The sequence below is a fragment of the Streptomyces sp. JLBG701 genome, from assembly GCF_058544905.1.
This window is the reverse complement of sequence record NZ_CM178588.1, coordinates 4,238,707-4,256,437: the sequence shown is the minus strand read 5'-3', so window position 1 is coordinate 4,256,437 and position 17,731 is coordinate 4,238,707. Positions and strand designations below refer to the sequence as shown.

The 17,731-nt window shown below is 70.2% G+C and carries 15 protein-coding genes; 6 read left to right on the top strand and 9 right to left on the bottom strand.

Features of this window, described 5'->3' with window-relative positions:
• Position 1: 1 nt before the first annotated feature.
• The 4 genes from AC5DRG_RS19465 to AC5DRG_RS19450 are packed head-to-tail and all read right to left on the bottom strand — an operon-like array spanning position 2 to position 5,721.
• The gene (locus AC5DRG_RS19465) at positions 2-1,162 is read right to left on the bottom strand and encodes an acyl-CoA dehydrogenase family protein (RefSeq protein ID WP_491811821.1); all 1,161 of its coding nucleotides are present in this window, start codon (positions 1,160-1,162) and stop codon (positions 2-4) included.
• A gap of 46 nt (positions 1,163-1,208) precedes the next feature.
• The gene (locus AC5DRG_RS19460; protein ID WP_491813087.1) at positions 1,209-2,141 is read right to left on the bottom strand and encodes a hydroxymethylglutaryl-CoA lyase; all 933 of its coding nucleotides are present in this window, start codon (positions 2,139-2,141) and stop codon (positions 1,209-1,211) included.
• Between the two features lie 8 nt (positions 2,142-2,149).
• The gene (locus AC5DRG_RS19455) at positions 2,150-4,078 is read right to left on the bottom strand and encodes an acetyl/propionyl/methylcrotonyl-CoA carboxylase subunit alpha (RefSeq protein WP_491813086.1); all 1,929 of its coding nucleotides are present in this window, start codon (positions 4,076-4,078) and stop codon (positions 2,150-2,152) included.
• A 26-nt stretch (positions 4,079-4,104) separates the two neighbouring features.
• A complete protein-coding gene (locus AC5DRG_RS19450; RefSeq protein ID WP_491811820.1) occupies positions 4,105-5,721 on the bottom strand; it encodes a carboxyl transferase domain-containing protein in 1,617 nt (538 codons plus the stop codon).
• A gap of 95 nt (positions 5,722-5,816) precedes the next feature.
• On the opposite strand from AC5DRG_RS19450, the gene AC5DRG_RS19445 reads away from it, so the two are divergent.
• The 3 genes from AC5DRG_RS19445 to tesB all read left to right on the top strand — a co-directional run bounded on the left by AC5DRG_RS19445 (position 5,817) and on the right by tesB (position 8,575).
• Positions 5,817-6,407: an SACE_7040 family transcriptional regulator gene (locus AC5DRG_RS19445; protein ID WP_491811819.1), complete on the top strand. Its 591-nt coding sequence runs from the start codon at positions 5,817-5,819 to the stop codon at positions 6,405-6,407.
• Between the two features lie 108 nt (positions 6,408-6,515).
• Entirely contained in the window at positions 6,516-7,673 is a 1,158-nt protein-coding gene (locus AC5DRG_RS19440; RefSeq protein ID WP_491811818.1) for an acyl-CoA dehydrogenase family protein, read from the top strand.
• Between the two features lie 35 nt (positions 7,674-7,708).
• Positions 7,709-8,575: an acyl-CoA thioesterase II gene (gene tesB, locus AC5DRG_RS19435; protein WP_491811817.1), complete on the top strand. Its 867-nt coding sequence runs from the start codon at positions 7,709-7,711 to the stop codon at positions 8,573-8,575.
• A gap of 13 nt (positions 8,576-8,588) precedes the next feature.
• On the opposite strand, the gene AC5DRG_RS19430 is transcribed toward tesB, so the two are convergent.
• Both AC5DRG_RS19430 and AC5DRG_RS19425 read right to left on the bottom strand, forming a co-directional pair.
• Complete coding sequence (locus AC5DRG_RS19430) at positions 8,589-9,377, bottom strand: phosphatase (RefSeq protein WP_491811816.1); 789 nt, start codon at positions 9,375-9,377, stop codon at positions 8,589-8,591.
• A 67-nt stretch (positions 9,378-9,444) separates the two neighbouring features.
• Positions 9,445-11,046, bottom strand: a complete 1,602-nt coding sequence (locus tag AC5DRG_RS19425; protein ID WP_491811815.1) for a PucR family transcriptional regulator ligand-binding domain-containing protein — start codon at positions 11,044-11,046, stop codon at positions 9,445-9,447.
• Positions 11,047-11,259: 213 nt separating this feature from the next.
• Between AC5DRG_RS19425 and speB the strand changes: the two genes are divergently transcribed.
• Together speB and AC5DRG_RS19415 are read left to right on the top strand one after the other, a co-directional pair.
• Positions 11,260-12,228, top strand: a complete 969-nt coding sequence (gene speB, locus AC5DRG_RS19420; protein WP_491811814.1) for an agmatinase — start codon at positions 11,260-11,262, stop codon at positions 12,226-12,228.
• Complete coding sequence (locus AC5DRG_RS19415; protein ID WP_491811813.1) at positions 12,225-13,910, top strand: thiamine pyrophosphate-binding protein; 1,686 nt, start codon at positions 12,225-12,227, stop codon at positions 13,908-13,910. The genes speB and AC5DRG_RS19415 overlap by 4 nt, the downstream gene beginning before the upstream one ends.
• Positions 13,911-13,933: 23 nt before the next feature.
• Here the strand turns inward: AC5DRG_RS19415 and AC5DRG_RS19410 are convergent, their stop codons facing one another.
• Entirely contained in the window at positions 13,934-14,800 is an 867-nt protein-coding gene (locus AC5DRG_RS19410; protein ID WP_491811812.1) for an aldo/keto reductase, read from the bottom strand.
• A gap of 93 nt (positions 14,801-14,893) precedes the next feature.
• On the opposite strand from AC5DRG_RS19410, the gene AC5DRG_RS19405 reads away from it, so the two are divergent.
• Entirely contained in the window at positions 14,894-15,877 is a 984-nt protein-coding gene (locus AC5DRG_RS19405) for a phosphotransferase enzyme family protein (protein WP_491811811.1), read from the top strand.
• Positions 15,878-15,936: 59 nt separating this feature from the next.
• Here AC5DRG_RS19405 and AC5DRG_RS19400 read toward each other — a convergent pair whose 3' ends face one another.
• Positions 15,937-16,740 carry an endonuclease I family protein gene (locus AC5DRG_RS19400; protein WP_491811810.1) on the bottom strand — a complete coding sequence of 268 codons (804 nt, stop codon included), beginning with the start codon at positions 16,738-16,740 and terminating at the stop codon, positions 15,937-15,939.
• A 172-nt stretch (positions 16,741-16,912) separates the two neighbouring features.
• Complete coding sequence (locus AC5DRG_RS19395; RefSeq protein ID WP_491811809.1) at positions 16,913-17,719, bottom strand: endonuclease I family protein; 807 nt, start codon at positions 17,717-17,719, stop codon at positions 16,913-16,915.
• Positions 17,720-17,731: the final 12 nt, after the last annotated feature.

Sequence of the window (17,731 nt, the reverse complement as noted above, 5' to 3'; positions counted from 1 at the left end):
GTTAGCCCACCAACCCCAACTCCCGTGCGATCAGCATCCGTTGCACCTCGCTCGTCCCCTCCCCGATCTCCAGGATCTTGGAGTCCCGCCACATACGGGCCACCGGATACTCGTTCATGAACCCGTACCCGCCGTGGATCTGGGTCGCGTCGCGGGCGTTGTCCACCGCGATTGTCGAGGAGTGGAGCTTGGCCAGGGCGGCCTCCTTCTTGAAGGGCTCGCCGGCGACCAGGCGGGAGGCGGCGTCGCGCCAGGCCAGGCGGGAGGTGTAGGCCTTCATCTCCATGTCGGCCAGCTTGAATTGGATGGCCTGGTTCGCGCCGATCGGGCGGCCGAAGGCGATCCGCTCCTTCGCGTACTTCAGGGACTCGTCCACGCAGCCCTGCGCCAGGCCTGTCGCCAGGGCCGCGATCGCGATGCGGCCCTCGTCCAGGATGCGCAGGAACTGGGCGTATCCGCGGCCCGCCTCGCCAAGCAGGTTCGCCGCCGGGACCCGGACGTCGGAGAAGGACAACTCGCGGGTGTCCGAGGCGTTCCAGCCGACCTTCGAGTACGGGGCGGCGACCGTGAAGCCTGAGGTGCCGGACGGGACGATGATCGACGAGATCAGGGGTTTGCCGTCCGGCTTGCGGCCCGTGACCGCCGTGACCGTCACCAGGCCCGTGATGTCCGTCCCCGAGTTGGTGATGAAGCACTTGGTGCCGTTGATCACCCATTCGTCGGTGTCGGGGTCCAGGCGGGCCGTCGTACGCGTCGCCCCCGCGTCACTGCCGCCGTCCGGCTCCGTCAGGCCGAACGCGCCCAGGATCTCGCCTGTGCAGAGGCGGGGCAGCCACTCCCGCTTCTGCTCCGGCGTGCCGTACAGATGGATCGGCATCGCGCCCAGCGAGACGCCCGCCTCCAGGGTGATCGCCACCGAGGAGTCGACGCGGGCCAGTTCCTCCAGCGCGATGCCCAGGGCCAGATAGTCGCCGCCCATACCGCCGTACTCCTCCGGGAACGGCAGCCCGAACAGCCCCATGCGGCCCATCTCGCGGACGATCTCGTACGGGAACTCGTGCCGCTCGTAGAAGTCGCCGATCTTCGGCGCCACGACGTCGTGCGCGAACGCCTCGACGGTGCGCCGGAGTTCTTCCAGCTCGGGGGAGAGACGGTGGTCCATGGCAGGTCACTGCTCCTTGTGGGGCGTGTCGGTTTGCTACCGATTGCTACCGATTAGTTCCGAGTGCTCGGACTGTGCGGGACGGGCTGGGGCGGCCCAACTGTCCGGCCATCCACTCGCTTGTGGCGACGAGGCGGCCGAGGTCGACCCCGGTGTCGATGCCGAGCCCCTGCAGCATCCACACGAGGTCCTCGGTGGCGAGGTTGCCGGTGGCGGACTTGGCGAACGGGCAGCCGCCGAGGCCGCCCGCGGAGGCGTCGACGGTCGTGACGCCGTGCTCCAGGGCGGCGTACGTGTTGGCCAGCGCCTGGCCGTACGTGTCGTGGAAGTGCACGCCGATGACGTTCGTCGGCACGCCCTCCTCGTTGAGCACGGAGAGGAGTTCGAGGACATGGCCGGGCGTGGCGACGCCGATGGTGTCGCCGAGGCTCAGTTCGTCGCAGCCCATGTCCATCAGGGACTTGCAGACCCTGACCACCTGGTGGACGGGGACGGCGCCCTCCCAGGGATCGCCGAAGCACATCGAGACATAGCCGCGGACATGGGCGCCCGCCTCCTTGGCGCGGGCGACGACGGGATCGAACACGGCCAGCGACTCGTCCACCGTCCGGTTGAGGTTGGCCTTGGCGAAGGACTCGGTCGCGCTGGCGAAGACGGCGACGCGGGTGGCGCCGAGTGCGAGCGCGCGGTCCAGGCCGCGGCCGTTCGGCACGAGGACCGGCAGGTGTACGCCCTTCACGTCCCCGAGGACGTCTCCGAGGAGCGGGAACAGCTGCTCCGCGTCCGCCAGTTGGGGCACCCACTTCGGGTGGACGAAGCTCGTCGCCTCGATCGTCGTCAGCCCGGCCTCGGCGAGTCGGCGGACGAACTCCGCCTTCACCTCGGTCGGCACGGTCGACTTCTCGTTCTGTAGTCCGTCACGCGCGCCGACCTCGTGGATCCGCACCCGCGCGGGCAGGTCCTGGGCCGGTACGACCATGGGGAGCGTCACTGGTCCTCCTCCGCCGCGGTGATGACCGCGAGCACTTGGTCCATGGCGACCGTCGCGCCCGGTACGACGTCCAGCTCGGCGACCGTGCCGGCGTGCGGGGCGGAGATGACGTGCTCCATCTTCATCGCCTCGACGACCAACAGGCTCTGCCCTGCGGTCACTTCATCACCCACGGCCACCTTCACGACCGTGACGGTGCCGGGCATGGGCGCGGTGAGCGAGTCGGCACCGGCGTGGACCCCTCGGGTGAGCGATTCGGCCACCGGGTCGTGGTCGCGCACGTGCCAGGCGTCACCGTCGCGGCCGATCCAGTCGGCGGCGCGGTGGAAGGTGTGCCGGACGCCGTCGAGGGTGACGGAGACCCGGTCGGCGGTGACGGTGTGGGTGCCGCGCGGGACGTACGCCACGGGCTCCTGCACCCGTAGATGGAAGCTCACGGGCTTTGGCGTGCCCCCGAGTCGCCAGCCGCTCGGCACGGAGAAGGGGTCGGTCCAGCCCTCGCCGCTCGGGCGCAGCGCGTCGAGGCGTACGGCGGCCGCTGCCTCGTAGACCTCGTCGGGCACCTCGCTCGACACGAGGCCCTCCACCACCCGCTCCACCAGCCCCGTGTCCAACTCCCCCGCAACCACCGCCGGATGCCCCAGCAGCCTCCGCAGGAACCCCGCATTGGTCGGCACCCCCAGCGTGACCGTCTCCGCGAGGGCGGCCCGGAGTTTCCTGAGCGCGGTCGCGCGGTCGGGGCCGTACGCGATGACCTTGGACAGCATCGGGTCGTAGAGCGAACCGACCTCCGTGCCCTCGCTCAGCCCCGAGTCGGTGCGGACACCGTCGCCCTGCGGCTCGTGCAGCTTCAGCACCGTGCCGCCCGAAGGGAGGAATCCTCGCGCCGGGTCCTCCGCACACACACGGGCCTCGATCGCGTGCCCGGTGAGCCTGATGTCGCCCTGGCCGTACGGCAGTTGCTCACCCGCCGCCACCCGCAGCTGCCACTCCACCAGATCCAGTCCCGTGACGAGCTCGGTGACCGGGTGTTCCACCTGGAGGCGGGTGTTCATCTCCATGAAGAAGTACGACGACGGGTCGCCGCCGGGGACGATGAACTCCACCGTGCCCGCGCCCCGGTACCCGCACGAGCGGGCCGCCTGGACCGCCGCCTCGCCCATCGCGGCCCGGGTCTCCGCGTCGAGGAGCACGCTCGGCGCCTCCTCCACGACCTTCTGGTGGCGGCGTTGGAGGGAGCACTCGCGCTCGCCGAGGTGGATCACGTTGCCGTGGCCGTCGGCCAGGACCTGGATCTCGATGTGCCGGGGCCGGTCGACCCACCGCTCGACGAGGAGCGTGTCGTCGCCGAAGGAGGCGCGGGCCTCGCGGCGGGCGGCGGCGATCTCGTCGGCCAGTACCGCAGGGTCCCGGACCAGCCGCATGCCCTTGCCGCCACCGCCGGCCGACGGCTTGAGCAGCACCGGCGTGCCGATCTCCTGGGCGGCGTCGGCGAGTTGGGCGTCCGTCAGCCCGCTGCCGCTGGAGCCCGGGACGACCGGCACCCCGGCCGCCTTCACCGTCTCCTTGGCGCGGATCTTGTCGCCCATGAGGGAGATCGCCTCGGCCGGGGGCCCGATGAAGACCAGCCCGGCGTCGGCGCACGCGCGCGCGAAGTCGGCGTTCTCCGCGAGGAAGCCGTACCCGGGGTGCACCGCCTGGGCGCCGGTGCGGGCGGCGGCCTCCAGGATGCGCTCCACGGACAGATAGCTCTGTGCCGCGGGCGCGGGACCGATCCGTACCGCCGTGTCCGCTTCCCGGACGTGCCGGGCGTCCGCGTCGGCGTCGGAGAAGACGGCCACCGAGCGCACGCCCATCGACCGCAGCGTCCGGATGACGCGGACGGCGATCTCGCCCCGGTTGGCCACAAGGACTGTCTCGAACATCGTCTGAGGCATCTCTGAAGTCCCCCTCACATCCGGAAGACGCCGAACTGGGGCTCACCCAGTGGGGCGTTGGCGCAGGCGGTCAGGGCCAGTCCCAGCACCTGCCGGGTCTCCAGCGGGTCGATGACCCCGTCGTCCCAGAGCCGGGCGGTCGCGTAGTAGGCGCTGCCCTGACGCTCGTACTGTTGCCGGATCGGGGCCTTGAAGGCCTCTTCCTCCTCGCCGGGCCAGGACTCGCCGCGCGCCTCCAACTGGTCGCGCTTGACGGTCGCGAGGACGGACGCGGCCTGTTCGCCGCCCATCACGGAGATCTTGGCGCCGGGCCACATCCACAGGAAGCGGGGCGAGTATGCGCGGCCGCACATCGAGTAGTTGCCCGCGCCGTACGACCCGCCGACCACCACCGTCAGCTTCGGCACGCGCGTGCAGGCGACCGCCGTCACCATCTTGGCGCCGTGCTTGGCGATACCGCCGGCCTCGTAGTCCTTGCCGACCATGAACCCGGAGATGTTCTGCAGGAACACCAGCGGGATCCCGCGCTGGTCGCACAGCTCGATGAAGTGGGCGCCCTTCTGGGCGGATTCGGAGAACAGGATGCCGTTGTTGGCGACGATCCCGACCGGGTGCCCGTGGATGTGGGCGAAGCCGGTGACGAGGGTCTGCCCGAACTCGGCCTTGAACTCCGAGAAACGGGAGCCGTCCACCACGCGCGCGATGATCTCGCGTACGTCGTAGGGGGTACGGGAGTCGACGGGGACCGCCCCGTACAGCCCGTACGGATCCACCTTCGGCTCCACGGACGGCACGACCGACCAGGGCAGCGCCCCGCGCGCGGGAAGCGTCGCGACGATGTTCCGCACGATCCGCAGGGCGTGCGCGTCGTCCTCCGCGAGGTGGTCGGTGACACCCGACACGCGCGCGTGGACCTCACCCCCGCCCAGCTCCTCCGCGGTCACGACCTCACCGGTGGCGGCCTTCACGAGCGGGGGCCCGCCGAGGAAGATCGTGCCCTGGTTGCGGACGATGACGGCCTCGTCGCTCATGGCGGGTACGTAGGCCCCGCCGGCGGTGCAGGACCCGAGCACGGCGGCGATCTGCGGAATCCCGGCGCCCGACATCCGGGCCTGGTTGTAGAAGATCCGCCCGAAGTGGTCGCGATCCGGGAACACCTCGTCCTGCATGGGCAGGAAGGCCCCACCGGAGTCCACGAGGTAGAGACACGGCAGCCGGTTCTCAAGGGCGACTTCCTGCGCGCGCAGGTGCTTCTTCACCGTCATCGGGTAGTACGTCCCACCCTTGACGGTCGCGTCATTGGCGACGATCACGCACTCGCGCCCGCTCACCCGCCCGATCCCGGCGACGACACCGGCGGCCGGGGCCTGTCCGTCGTACAGCCCGTCGGCGGCGAGAGGCGCCAGCTCCAGGAAGGGCGAGCCGGGATCGAGGAGTGTGTCCACGCGGTCCCGGGGCAGCAGCTTGCCGCGCGCGGTGTGCCGGGCGCGCGCCCTTTCCCCACCCCCCAGACGGGCGGCGGCGAGCTTTTCGCGCAGCTCCTCTCCGAGCGTGCGGTGTGCCGCCTCGTTGGCCCGCCAGGCCTCCGACGCGGGATCGGCCGCGCTCGTCAGCTCCGGTGCCTCTTGCATTCTGCGGTCCCCTCACCCAGCGATCGACTGTTAATGAGCGTTAACCATTTCCTTCAGGTTAACGACCGCTAACCTCCCTGTCTAGAATTGCTTCCATGGCCACGAGAACCGACGCCCCCACCCGCCGCGAACAGATCCTCAAGGAAGCCGCGCGCCTCTTCGCCGAGCGCGGCTTCCACGGCGTCGGCGTGGACGAGATAGGGGCGGCCGTCGGCATCAGCGGCCCCGGCCTCTACCGGCACTTCCCCGGCAAGGACGCGATGCTCGCCGAGTTGCTGGTGGGCATCAGCGAGCAGCTGCTCAGAGGCGGCCGGCACCGGGTCGCGGAGGTCGACGGCAACCCGGAGGCGGTCCTCGACTCCCTCATCGAGGGCCACATCGACTTCGCCCTCGACGACCGCCCCCTCATCACCCTCCACGACCGCGAACTGGACCGCCTCCGCGACAGCGACCGCAAGCTGGTGCGGCAGCTTCAGCGCCAGTACGTCGAGCTGTGGGTGGACGTCGTCCGCGAGCTCTACCCGACCCTGACGGAACCGACGGCCCGCTCGGCGGTCCACTCGGTCTTCGGCCTCCTGAACTCGACCCCCCACCTGGGACGACCGGGCTCGCTGCCGGGGCGGACGGCCACGGCGGCGTTGCTGCACCGGATGGCCAGGGGGGCGTTCGCGGCGGCGGGGGAGTGACGAGCGTTACGGGACTGCTGCTCTGGACGGTTGTTCGTACTCGCCGGTACGCTGGTATCTGAGCAAGCGCTTAGATAGGCGTCAGTTAACCAGGCGGAGGAGGCGGCGGTGCGCCGTACGGTGTTCGACGAGGACCACGAGGCGTTCCGGGAGACCCTGCGGGCCTTCATTGAGGCCGAGGTCGTTCCCGTCTACGACGAGTGGTTCGCTGCCGGCCAGGCGCCGCGCGACTTCTACTACAAGCTCGCCGAGCTGGGCGTCTTCGGCATCCGTGTCGACGAGGAGTACGGCGGCGCCGGCATCGACTCGTACAAGTTCGAGGCCGTTCTCTACGAGGAGACCGCCCGCGCGGGCGTGTCCTTCGGCGGCTCCGGTGTGCATGTGCTGCTCGGCCTGCCGTACATCAAGATGCTCGCCAACGACGAGCAGAAGAAGAAGTGGCTGCCCAAGTTCGTCTCCGGTGAGGAGATGTGGGCGATCGCGATGACCGAGCCGGGCACCGGTTCCGACCTCGCGGGCATGAAGACCACCGCCAAGCTGAGCGAGGACGGCACGCACTACGTCCTCAACGGCTCCAAGACCTTCATCACCGGTGGTGTCCACGCCGACCGCATGATCGTCTGCGCCCGTACCGACGCGCCCAGCGCCCAGGACCGCCGCCACGGCATCTCCCTCTTCGTCGTGGACACCAAGGCCGAGGGCTACTCCGTCGGCCGCAAGCTGGACAAGCTCGGCCTGAAGACCTCCGACACCGCCGAGCTGGCGTTCGTCGACGTCAAGGTGCCCGTCGAGGACCTGCTGGGCGAGGAGAACAAGGGCTTCTACTACCTCGGCCACAACCTCGCCTCCGAGCGCTGGGGCATCGCCTACGGCGCGTACGCGCAGGCCAAGGCGGCCGTCCGGTTCGCCCAGCAGTACGTTCAGGACCGCGTCGTCTTCGGTCAGCCGGTCGCCGCGTTCCAGAACACCAAGTTCGAGCTGGCCGCCTGCAAGGCCGAGGTGGACGCCGCCGAGGCCGTCGCCGACCGCGCGACCGAGGCCCTGGACGCGGGCGAGCTGACCCCCGCCGAGGCCGCCTCCGCCAAGCTGTTCTGCACCGAGGTCGCGCACCGCGTCATCGACCGCTGCCTCCAGCTGCACGGCGGCTACGGCTTCATGAACGAGTACCCGATCGCCCGCCTGTACGCGGACAACCGCGTCAACCGCATCTACGGCGGTACCAGCGAGATCATGAAGTCGATCATCGCGAAGGACATGGGCTTGTAAGGTTCCCGAAATTACTCGCGGGTAATTTAGGGTCCATGAGCCAGGCACTTCAGTCTCTCCTCGATCTGCTCGACCTTGAGCAGATCGAGGGGAACATCTTCCGCGGCCAGTCCCGGTCCGCCGTCGTCCCCCGCGTCTTCGGCGGACAGGTCGCGGCCCAGGCGCTCGTCGCCGCCGGGCGGACGGTCCCCGAGGACCGTCTCCCGCACTCCCTCCACGCGTACTTCCTGCGCACCGGCGACGCGGGCGCGCCGATCGTCTACCAGGTCGACCGGATGAACGACGGCCGCTCCTTCACCACCCGCCGCGTCGTCGCCGTACAGCACGGACAGCCGATCTTCGCCCTGTCCGCGTCCTTCCAGAAACACGAGGAAGGCTTCGACCACCAGGCCCCGATGCCGGCCTCCCCCGACCCCGAGTCGCTCCCCACCGCCGAGGAGCGGATGGCCGGGTACACCCACCTCGACCCCGACATCGTCGAGAAGTTCCAGGAAGCCCGCGCCGCCGTCGACCTCCGCTACGTCGACGAACCGCCCTACGGCAAGTTCGGCGAGCCCCGCGAACCCCACTCGCAGGTCTGGTTCCGCACCAACGGCAAGCTCGACGACGACCCGCTCCTGCACGTCGTACTCGCCACGTACGTCTCCGACATGACGCTCCTCGACTCGATCCTCCTCGCGCACGGCCGCGGCGGCTGGGCGGTCGGTGACGTCGTAGGGGCTTCACTCGACCACGCGATGTGGTTCCACCGCCCGTTCCGCGCCGACGAATGGCTCCTCTACGACCAGGAGTCCCCGTCCGCCTCCGGGGGCCGCGGCCTCGGCCAGGCCCGCATCTACACGCAGGACGGACAGCTCGCCATCTCGGTGATCCAGGAAGGTGTGGTCCGCGCCCCCCGGTGACGGTGCCAAAGGCCTACGACAGCCCCGCCTCCGCCAGCAGATACGCCGTCATCGCGTCGTAGTAGCGCGGGCTGACCACATGGTCGTCGAGGGGGACCGTCACCTGGACGGTGCCCTCCGACTCGGCGAGGAAGAGGGCCGGGTCGTTGGAGTCGGCGTAGCCGACGGAGTCGACGCCGTGCTGGCCGGCGTAGCCCGCCCAGCCGTGGTCGGCGACGACGAGGTCGGGCAGCGGGCGGCCCTCGCGCTCAAGTCCCGTGAGAATGGCGCGCATTGGTTCGCCGGAGTGGGTGTGCCACAGCGTGGCGCCGTGCTCGAGCACCGCCACGTCCGCGAACTGCATGACGTACCCCTCCTCCGTCTGCAGCCCGTCCGGGACGACGAGGATCTCGCAGCCCGCCGCGCGCAGGGCGTCCGCCGTGGCGCGGTGCACGTCGAGGAGGCCGCCCGGGTGGCCGGTGGCGAGCAGGACCCGCTGCTCGCCGTCCGCCGCCTTGCGCAGCCGGGCCGCCAGCCGGTCCAGGGCGTCGACGGTCAGCTCGGGGTCGATGGTGTCCTGCCCGTACCGGTACTCCGGGTCGTCGTTGACACCCACCCGCTCCGCCATCACCGCGAGCACGTCCTGCTCGTCGGTCCAGCGCTGGCCGAGCTCCAGGCCGAACCAGTAGTGGCGGTCGCCGTTGGCGAGCTTGCGGTAGTGGGAGAGATTGTTCTCGCGGGGGGTGGCGACGTCTCCCGCGATGCGCGTCGAAACGAGGTGGTCGACGAGTTCGGCGCGGCTGGGGGTCCCGGGTATCGGCATGGTTCCCATTGTGCGGGAGCGGCCTGTGCCCGCGCCCGACGTCCCGAACGCTGGGACGTGGGTCACTTCACGGTTGCCGTAGCGCGAACCACAGTTCCATGCGTACGTCCGGGTCGTCGAGGTCCGTTCCGAGCAGTGCCGCGCAACGGGCGATCCGCTGCCGCACGGTGTTGCGGTGCACGGCCAGCGCGACCGCCGTACGGTCCCAACTGCCGTGCAGGGAAAGCCAGGTGCGCAGGGTCTCGGTGAGCGCCGGGTTCTCCGCGATCGGGGCGAGGAGCGTACGGGCGTGCGCCTCGGCCTCGTCGGGCGGGACGAGCTCCGCGAGGCCGGGACGGGCTCCGTGCCGGACCAGGGCGGTGCGGGTGGCCCTCGCCCGGGCCAGGGCACGGGCCGCCTGGGTGTCGGCGGCCGGCCACTCGTGCGGGGCGACGGCGGCACTCACGCCCAGGGTCCAGCCGGGCTGGGGGCCGGGTTCGCGGTCGGCGCCGACGAGGACGCGTACGACATCACGGGAGACGTCCACCAGCGCGGAACCGAGAGCGGCACCCAGCGCGGAGCCGGCCACGGCGTCCGGCGCGTGCGCGTCGGGACGGGCGTGCACGACGAGCCACCGGTCGCCGCCCAGCAGGGGTGCCACCTCCTCGGCCGGGCTGCCCAGCAGCAGCCGCACGAGAGCCGAGGACCTGGCCGCACCGGTGCCGCTTTGGTGCTCGCCGGTGAGCAGCGAGAGCAGCACGGCGGCTACGGAGGCGATGGTGTGATCCCCGGCCTCCCGCCGCTCCGCCGCGACCCCGAGCACGAAGCCGTGCCCGGCGGCCAGGGCGTAGGCGGTGAGGTGGGTGCCGGCGACGGTGTCGGTGGCGGAGGTGGCTCGGCGTTTCCGGATGTCTTTCGCCCCCGCCGCCCCTTCCCGTCCCGTCCCTGGGGGCTGCGCCCCCAGACCCCCGCTTTCGGCCCGAAGGGCCTCGTCCTCAAACTCCCCCAGAGGGGGGACCCCCAGACGGGCTGAATTCAGCGGCCGCACCACCTCTGCCAGCTCGCGCAGTGCTTCCCGCACCGGAGTCCCCGTCGCCCGCCCGGCCTCCGCGATCTCCATCCCCTCCGGCCCGTACAGCACCGCGAGGCCCCCCACGCGCTGGGCGAGCTGCCGTAGCACCGAAGGGACCGGATTCGGGCGGGAGGCGGCGGCCGCGAGGCTCTGCTGGGCCTCCGTGACGCGGCGGAGTTCGGTGTGGCGGGCCTGAGCCATCAGTTGCCAGACCGCGCGGGCCACACCCGAGAAGGTGGTCTGCGGCGGGACCTCGATCAGCGGCAGCCCGTACGTGTCGCAGGCCGCGACCAGCGCCCTCGGCACCCTGTCGTGCACCGGCGCCACACCGAAGCCGAGGGCCGCGCCGCCCGCCGCCACGATCCGGGAGACGTAGTCGTCGAAGTAGGTGCCCGAGCCCGCCGCCTCCGGGATGTGCACCCCCGCCGTCAGCAGCAGCTCGCCGCCCAGCAGATACGGGTACGGGTCGGCCATCTCCGAGGTGTGCGCCCAGTGGATCGCGGTGTCGGGGGCGGCGGGGCCCGCGATCTGGCGCAGGGCCAGGTCCTCGCGGGCCAGGAGTGCGGACAGGAACACCGGTGGGGTGGGGGGTACGGCTGGTGCGGGGGCGTCCGGCATGGTGGACGTTTCCTCTATCCGGTATGGCGTCAGTGGATGAAACGTACACTTCCTGGCTGCTCTGCTGCCACCTAGGGTCGACCCTCGAACCGGCGGTGAGACCGGGAAGGACGGGCGGCCTGGCGCGATCGCCCCGCCGGGCACACCATCGAACCCGTGACCGAAGCGGTCCCGGCTCATCAGTAGCTCATCAGCAGGAAGAAGGCAGATTCCATGAGCGGCAACGAGACGCCCCGCGGCCCCGTCGACTCCTCCCGCATCCCGCGGTACGCCGGTCCGGCCACCTTCGCCCGGCTGCCACGCCTCGACGAGGTCGGCCGGGCCGATGTCGCCGTGGTCGGGGTGCCGTTCGACTCGGGCGTCTCGTACCGGCCGGGCGCCCGCTTCGGCGGCAACGCGATCCGCGAGGCGTCCAGGCTGCTGCGGCCGTACAACCCGGCGCAGGACGCGTCCCCCTTCGCGCTGGCGCAGGTGGCGGACGGCGGCGATATAGCCGTCAACCCGTTCAACATCAACGAGGCCGTGGAGACGGTCGAGGCGGCGGCGGACGAGCTGCTGGGCACGGGGGCCCGCCTGATGACCCTCGGCGGCGACCACACCATCGCGCTGCCCCTCCTGAGGTCCGTCGCCAAGAAGCACGGCCCGGTCACCCTGCTCCACTTCGACGCGCACCTCGACACCTGGGACACGTACTTCGGGGCGGAGTACACGCACGGCACGCCGTTCCGGCGGGCGGTGGAGGAGGGGATCCTCGACACCTCCGCGCTGTCCCACGTCGGTACGCGCGGCCCGCTGTACGGCAAGCAGGACCTGGACGACGACGCCAAGATGGGCTTCGGCATCGTGACCTCGGCGGACGTGATGCGGCGCGGTGTGGACGAGGTCGCGGACCAGTTGCGCCAGCGCATCGGCGACCGCCCGCTGTACATCTCCATCGACATCGACTGCCTCGACCCGGCTCACGCGCCCGGCACGGGGACGCCGGAGGCGGGTGGCATGACGTCGCGGGAGCTGCTGGAGATCCTGCGCGGCCTGGCCTCCTGCAAGCTGGTCTCGGCGGACGTCGTCGAGGTGGCGCCCGCGTACGATCACGCCGAGATGACGTCGGTGGCCGCGTCCCACACGGCGTACGAACTCACGACCATCATGTCCCGCCAGATTGCAGAGGCACGCGCGAAGTGACCCACGACCACGACCTGGAACTCCGTCCGACGGAGGCGCAGATCTCCGCTGCTCTGAACCCTCCCGCCGGCCGCAACGGCGGAGACCTGGTAGTGGAGACCCTGGCCGGGCTCGGCGCGACGACGGTGTTCGGGTTGCCCGGCCAGCACGCCCTGGGCATGTTCGACGCCCTGCGCCGCTCGGACCTGCGGTACATCGGCCTGCGGGTGGAGAACAACGCGGGGTTCGCGGCGGACGCGTACGGCCGGATCACGGGTGAGGCGGCGCCGCTGATGCTGTCGACGGGCCCGGGCGCGCTGACGTCACTGGCGGCGCTCCAGGAGGCGGCGTCTGCCTCAGCTCCGGTCCTGGCGATCAGCAGCCAGATCCCGACGGCCGGCCTGGGCGGCGGCCGCCACGGCTATCTGCACGAACTCCCGGACCAGTCGGCCTCGTTCAGGGGCGTGGTCAAGTCGGTCCACACGGTCCGTACGCAGTCCCAGATCCCGTCCGCGATCGCGGAGGCGTGGAAGTCGGCACTGACGGTTCCACACGGCCCGGTGTGGGTGGAGATCCCGCAGGACGTGCTGCTGGCGGAGACCCGGATCCCGGTGGTGACGGGCGGCGACGCCTTCCCGGACGACCTGCCTCCGCGCCCCGAACTGACGGCGGTGGCAGCCGACTTGCTGTCCCGCGCCGCGCGCCCGGTGATCATCGCGGGTGGGGGAGTCGTACGGGCGGACGCCTCGGGCAAGCTGAAGCAGCTGGCGGAGGTGTTGAAGGCCCCGGTGGTCACGACCCCCGGCGGCAAGGGCGCCTTCCCCTGGACGCACCCCCTCTCGCTCCAGTCCTGGATCGAGGACCGCCACACGACGGACTTCCTGGAGGACGCGGACGTACTGCTGGTGGTCGGCTCGGGATTGGGCGAACTGTCGTCCAACTACCACACGTTCAAGCCGCGAGGCCGGGTCATCCAGATCGAGGCGGACCTGGGCAAGCTGGAGTCCAACCACCCGGCGCTGGGCATCCACGCGGACGCGCGACTGGCGTTGCAGGCGCTGCTGGAGACGGTGGAGGAGCGGGAGGACGGGTCGGCGCCGGAGCGCGTACGGGCGGTGCTGGACCGGGTCCGTGAGCGGATCGCGGGCCAGGAACTCACCCTGGAGGAAGGCCTGTTGGCGGCCATCCGCAAGGCCCTCCCGCCCAGGTCCCCGTCCTTCTGGGATATGACGATCCTCTCCTACTGGGCATGGTCGGCCTTCGACCCCCGCCACCCGAACACCATGCACTCGGCCCAGGGCTCGGGCGGCCTCGGCTACGGCTTCCCGGCGGCCCTGGGCGCGGCCGTGGCCGACCCGACCCAACCGGTGCTCGCCGTCTCCGGCGACGGAGGGGCCCTGTACTCCATCGCCGAACTGGCGACGGCCAAGCAGTACGGCCTGAACGTCACCTGGCTCATCGTCGACGACGGGGGCTACGGCATCCTGCGCGAGTACATGACGGACGCGTTCGGCGAGGCTACGGGGACGGAGTTGGCGCGGCCGGACTATGTGGCGCTGGCGGAGTCGTTCGGGGTGCCGGGGGTGCGGACCAGCCCGGAGACGCTGGAGGAGGACCTGGCGAAGGCGTTGGCGACTCCGGGCCCGTCGGTGGTCGTACTCCCGGCTGTGCTGCGGATGTTCGCGCCGACGCATCTCGTCTGAGTCGTCGTAGGGCAGGACGCTCCCTACGCGGGCGCGGCCGTACCGTCGAGGCGTTGCCGCTGGGAGTCGGTGAGTCGGAGGTTCGCCGCGGCGAGGTTTTCCTCCAGGTGGGCGAGCGAGGCGGTTCCGGGGATCGGTAGGACGACCGGGGAACGGGCGAGCAGCCAGGCGAGCAGGACCTGGGGGGCGGTGGCGCCGAGTTCGGTGGCGACTGTGGGGAGTGCGGAGGTCTGGTCGGAGTCGGCTGCCGCGGCTACGGGGCGCCAGGGGAGAAAGGCGATGTCGTTGGCCTCGCATGCCTCCACAACCGGCTCGTAGTCTCGGTCGAAGAGGTTGTAGCGGTTTTGTACGCTCGCGATCTCGGCGGTCTGCCGGGCCTCGGCGAGCTGCGTGGTGGTGACCTCGGACAGCCCGATGTGCCCGATCTTTCCTTCCAGTTGGAGTTCGTGGAGCGCGCCGACCTGTTCGGCGACCGGGACCTTCGGGTCGATGCGGTGCAGCTGCAGGAGGCCGACGCGCTCCGTCCGGAGTCGGCGCAGGCCCTGTTCGACCTGCTCGCGCAGGCTTTCCGGCCGTGCGTCGTACGCCCATCCCTCCGGCCCGGACCGGGTGACCCCGACCTTCGTGGTGATCAGCAGGTCGTCCGGGTATGGATGCAGGGCCTCGGCCAGGAGTTCCTCGTTGGCGCCCCATCCGTACAGGTGGGCGGTGTCGATCAGGGTGATGCCCAGTTCGACGGCGCGCCGGGCCACCGCGATGGCGGTTTCCCGCTCGGGGCCGGGCTCGGTCGGCAGGCGCATGGCACCGAACCCGAGCCGAGTCACCCGGTATTCGCCTCCGATGGAGAACGTGCTCGCCGGGCCCGGAGTGTTCGCTGTGCCTGAAGTCATCGGCTTCCCCCTCGCCGGCCCGACGATACCTGGAATCCTTGGTCCAGCCACGCAGTGACGGGCCGTCAACGCCGTAGTCAGAGAGGCACCGACATGCAGAGCGCAGCCGACTTCATCGCGGACAACTACGCGCTCGGCACCGGGCCTTGGACCATGACGCCGGTCACGCGTGGGGCGATGGGGCAGATCTGGAAGCTGTCCGGGAACGGCTCCTCATGGGCGGTGAAGGAGTTGCTCTTCGGCTGTGATGAACGGCAGGTCCAGCGGGAAGCGGAACTGCGGAACGCAGCGGAGGAGTTGGGGATCTCCTCGCCGCGGCTCATGCCCGATCGCGGCGGGGCCCATGTTTCGCGGCTCCCGTCCTCGCTGGGCGAGTCCTACGTGAAGCTGTACGACTGGGTCGACGGAACCGACGTGGATGCCACCGATCCGGAGATCCTGAGTTGGTGCGGCCGGACCCTGGCCTTGCTCCACAGGGCCGGCGAGGGCGGTGGCGACCAGACGCTGGATGCCTGGTACGAGGAGTGTCCCCAGGCCGCCGACTGGGAGAAGTTGCGCGAGGAGACCCGACGGGTCGGTCAGCCTTGGTCGGACACGCTCGCCCGGTTCATCGCCACCTCGGCAGCCCAACTGGCCCGGTACGTCACCCCATCCACGCCCGGTGATCTCGTGACGTCGCATCTCGACGTGCTGCCGCAGAACGTGCTGGTCGGTCCCGCCGGGCCGGTTCTTCTCGACTGGGACAACGCCGGAGCCATCTCGGCGGAACGCGAACTCGCGCGTGCCGTCTACGTATGGGCGGGCGGGAACGACTTCCACGCCGATTCCGCGCGGCGGTTGGTGCGGGCGTATCGGGATGCCGGTGGCCCCGGAGTCCTCAAGGGCATGGACTCGTTCTCGATGCTTTTCGCGACGGAGTTGAACTTCGTGTACGTACAGGCCAAGTGCGCGGTCGATCAGACAGTGACCGCCGCGCAGCGCGAGTTCGCGAGCAACGAGGTTGTCGTTTCTCTGCGGGACCTGCCGGATCCGACCGACGTCTCCCGACTGGCGGAAGCACTTGACGCCCTCGCGTGATGGGCCCGGCCGGATCCCGCCGACCGGACCCCTTCTGCCCTGCTGCTACCTGCCCTGCGCTACCAGATCGCCTCGACCCACTCCGGGTGGTCGATGAACGGGTTTCGGTTGTGCTGGTAGTTGTCGTAGATGAGCTGGTTGCGGCGTTCCTCGAAGGCGTTCGGGGGGTCCTGTTCGTTCCACTGCTTCAGGACCGAGAGGCGGCCGTGGTACGGGACGCTGCCGTTGGTGGTCGAGTCGTTGGGCTCCAGGTTCGGCCAGCCGTCGTCGCCCTCGTAGCGGACGGCCATGTAGAGGATCATGCGGGCCACGTCGCCCTTGACGGCGTTGCGGGGCTCGAAGGAGTTCGAGTCGGTGTAGCTGCCGGGGGCGCCGCTGACCGCGCTGCCGCCGTTGTCGAAGTCCTTGTTGCCGCGCGTGCTGTTGACCTGGACGTCCTCGGGGCGGAGGTGGTGGATGTCCGTGCCGGGACCGGCCGAGGTGCCGAAGCCGCCGTGGGACTGGGCCCACACGTGCTCGCGGTTCCAGTTGCCGACGGCGCCGCCGTTGAGGGACTTGCTGCGCGAGATGCCGCCGTAGAGCAGGATCACGTTGCTGCTGTTGTTCGGGTCCTGGTCGGTGACCTTCAGGGCGTCCCAGACCGCGGCGTACGAGAGCTTGGTCTGGGGGCTGATGATCGTGTGCAGCGAGGCCTTGAGGCTCGTGCCGGTCTTGCCGATCGCGTTCTTGTAGTACGTCGCGTCGTACGCGGTCGTCGTCGCGCCGGCCGGGGTCGCCGTCAGCGTCGGCAGAGTGAGGCCGACCAGGATGGTCGAGGTCGTGAGTGCCAGCGTCTTCCATCTGCGTATGTGCGTGGCGGGCATGTGGGGGCCGTCCGTTCTACGCGGGTTGAATGCTCGGACAAGCCTGAGTTTGACATGCACATGGAATTCACAGGATTAACGGAACGTGTCTATTGTGTGTTGGAAGCCGACGGGGTGAACTCCCTCCTACCCGTAGGGAGTTCACCCCTGATGGTGCCGACCTGTCGGCGCTCTACCAGATCGCCTCGACCCACTCCGGGTGGTCGATGAACGGGTTGCGGTTGCCCTGGTAGTTGGCGTAGATGAGCTGGTTGCGGTTCTCCTCGAACGCGCTCGGCGGGTCCTCGTCGTTCCACGCCTTCAGGACGGCGAGCTTGCCCATGTAGGGGTTGCTGCCGTTGCCGACCTTCTCGTTGGGCTCCAGGTCGGGCCAGCTGTCGTCGCCCTCGTAGCGGACCGTCATGTAGAGGATCATGCGGGCCACGTCGCCCTTGTCCGCGTCGCGCGGCTCGAAGGAGTCGGAGTCGACGAGGCTGCCGCCGCCGCTGGTGACCGTGGAGCCGCCGTTGTCGAAGTCCAGGTTGCCCCGGGTGCTGTTGATCGTCACGTCGCAGGCGCGCAGGTGGTGCAGGTCGGTGCCGGGGCCGATCGCCTCGCCGAAGTCGCCGTGGGACTTGGCCCACGTGTGCTCGCGGTTCCAGTCGCCCACGTCACCGCCGTTGAGGGACTTGCTGCGCGAGGCACCGCTGTAGAGCAGGAGGACGTTGCTGCTGTTGTTCGGGTCCTGGTCGGTGACCTTGAGCGCGTTCCACACCGCCGAGTACGAGATCTTCGTCTGGCTGCTGATGATGGTGTGCAGCGAGGACTTGAGCGTCGTACCCGTCTTGCCGATCGCGTTCTTGTAGTACGTCGCGTCGTACGCGGTCGTCGTGGCCGCGGCCGGGGTCGCGGTCAGGGCCGGCATGGTGAGGCCGACCAGGATGGCCGACGTGGCGAGCGCCAGGGGCTTCCAGCGTCGGCGTATCTGCGTCGCGGGCATCGGGGGTGTCCG

Coding starts and splice junctions, on each gene's coding strand:
- tesB (WP_491811817.1), top strand. CDS start 7,709: ATGAGCCAGGCACTTCAGTCTCTCCTCGATCTGCTCGACCTTGAGCAG.
- AC5DRG_RS19410 (WP_491811812.1), bottom strand. CDS start 14,800: ATGACTTCAGGCACAGCGAACACTCCGGGCCCGGCGAGCACGTTCTCC.
- AC5DRG_RS19395 (WP_491811809.1), bottom strand. CDS start 17,719: ATGCCCGCGACGCAGATACGCCGACGCTGGAAGCCCCTGGCGCTCGCC.
- AC5DRG_RS19465 (WP_491811821.1), bottom strand. CDS start 1,162: ATGGACCACCGTCTCTCCCCCGAGCTGGAAGAACTCCGGCGCACCGTC.
- AC5DRG_RS19425 (WP_491811815.1), bottom strand. CDS start 11,046: ATGCCGGACGCCCCCGCACCAGCCGTACCCCCCACCCCACCGGTGTTC.
- AC5DRG_RS19405 (WP_491811811.1), top strand. CDS start 14,894: ATGCAGAGCGCAGCCGACTTCATCGCGGACAACTACGCGCTCGGCACC.
- AC5DRG_RS19455 (WP_491813086.1), bottom strand. CDS start 4,078: ATGTTCGAGACAGTCCTTGTGGCCAACCGGGGCGAGATCGCCGTCCGC.
- speB (WP_491811814.1), top strand. CDS start 11,260: ATGAGCGGCAACGAGACGCCCCGCGGCCCCGTCGACTCCTCCCGCATC.
- AC5DRG_RS19450 (WP_491811820.1), bottom strand. CDS start 5,721: ATGCAAGAGGCACCGGAGCTGACGAGCGCGGCCGATCCCGCGTCGGAG.
- AC5DRG_RS19460 (WP_491813087.1), bottom strand. CDS start 2,141: ATGGTCGTACCGGCCCAGGACCTGCCCGCGCGGGTGCGGATCCACGAG.
- AC5DRG_RS19430 (WP_491811816.1), bottom strand. CDS start 9,377: ATGCCGATACCCGGGACCCCCAGCCGCGCCGAACTCGTCGACCACCTC.
- AC5DRG_RS19445 (WP_491811819.1), top strand. CDS start 5,817: ATGGCCACGAGAACCGACGCCCCCACCCGCCGCGAACAGATCCTCAAG.
- AC5DRG_RS19400 (WP_491811810.1), bottom strand. CDS start 16,740: ATGCCCGCCACGCACATACGCAGATGGAAGACGCTGGCACTCACGACC.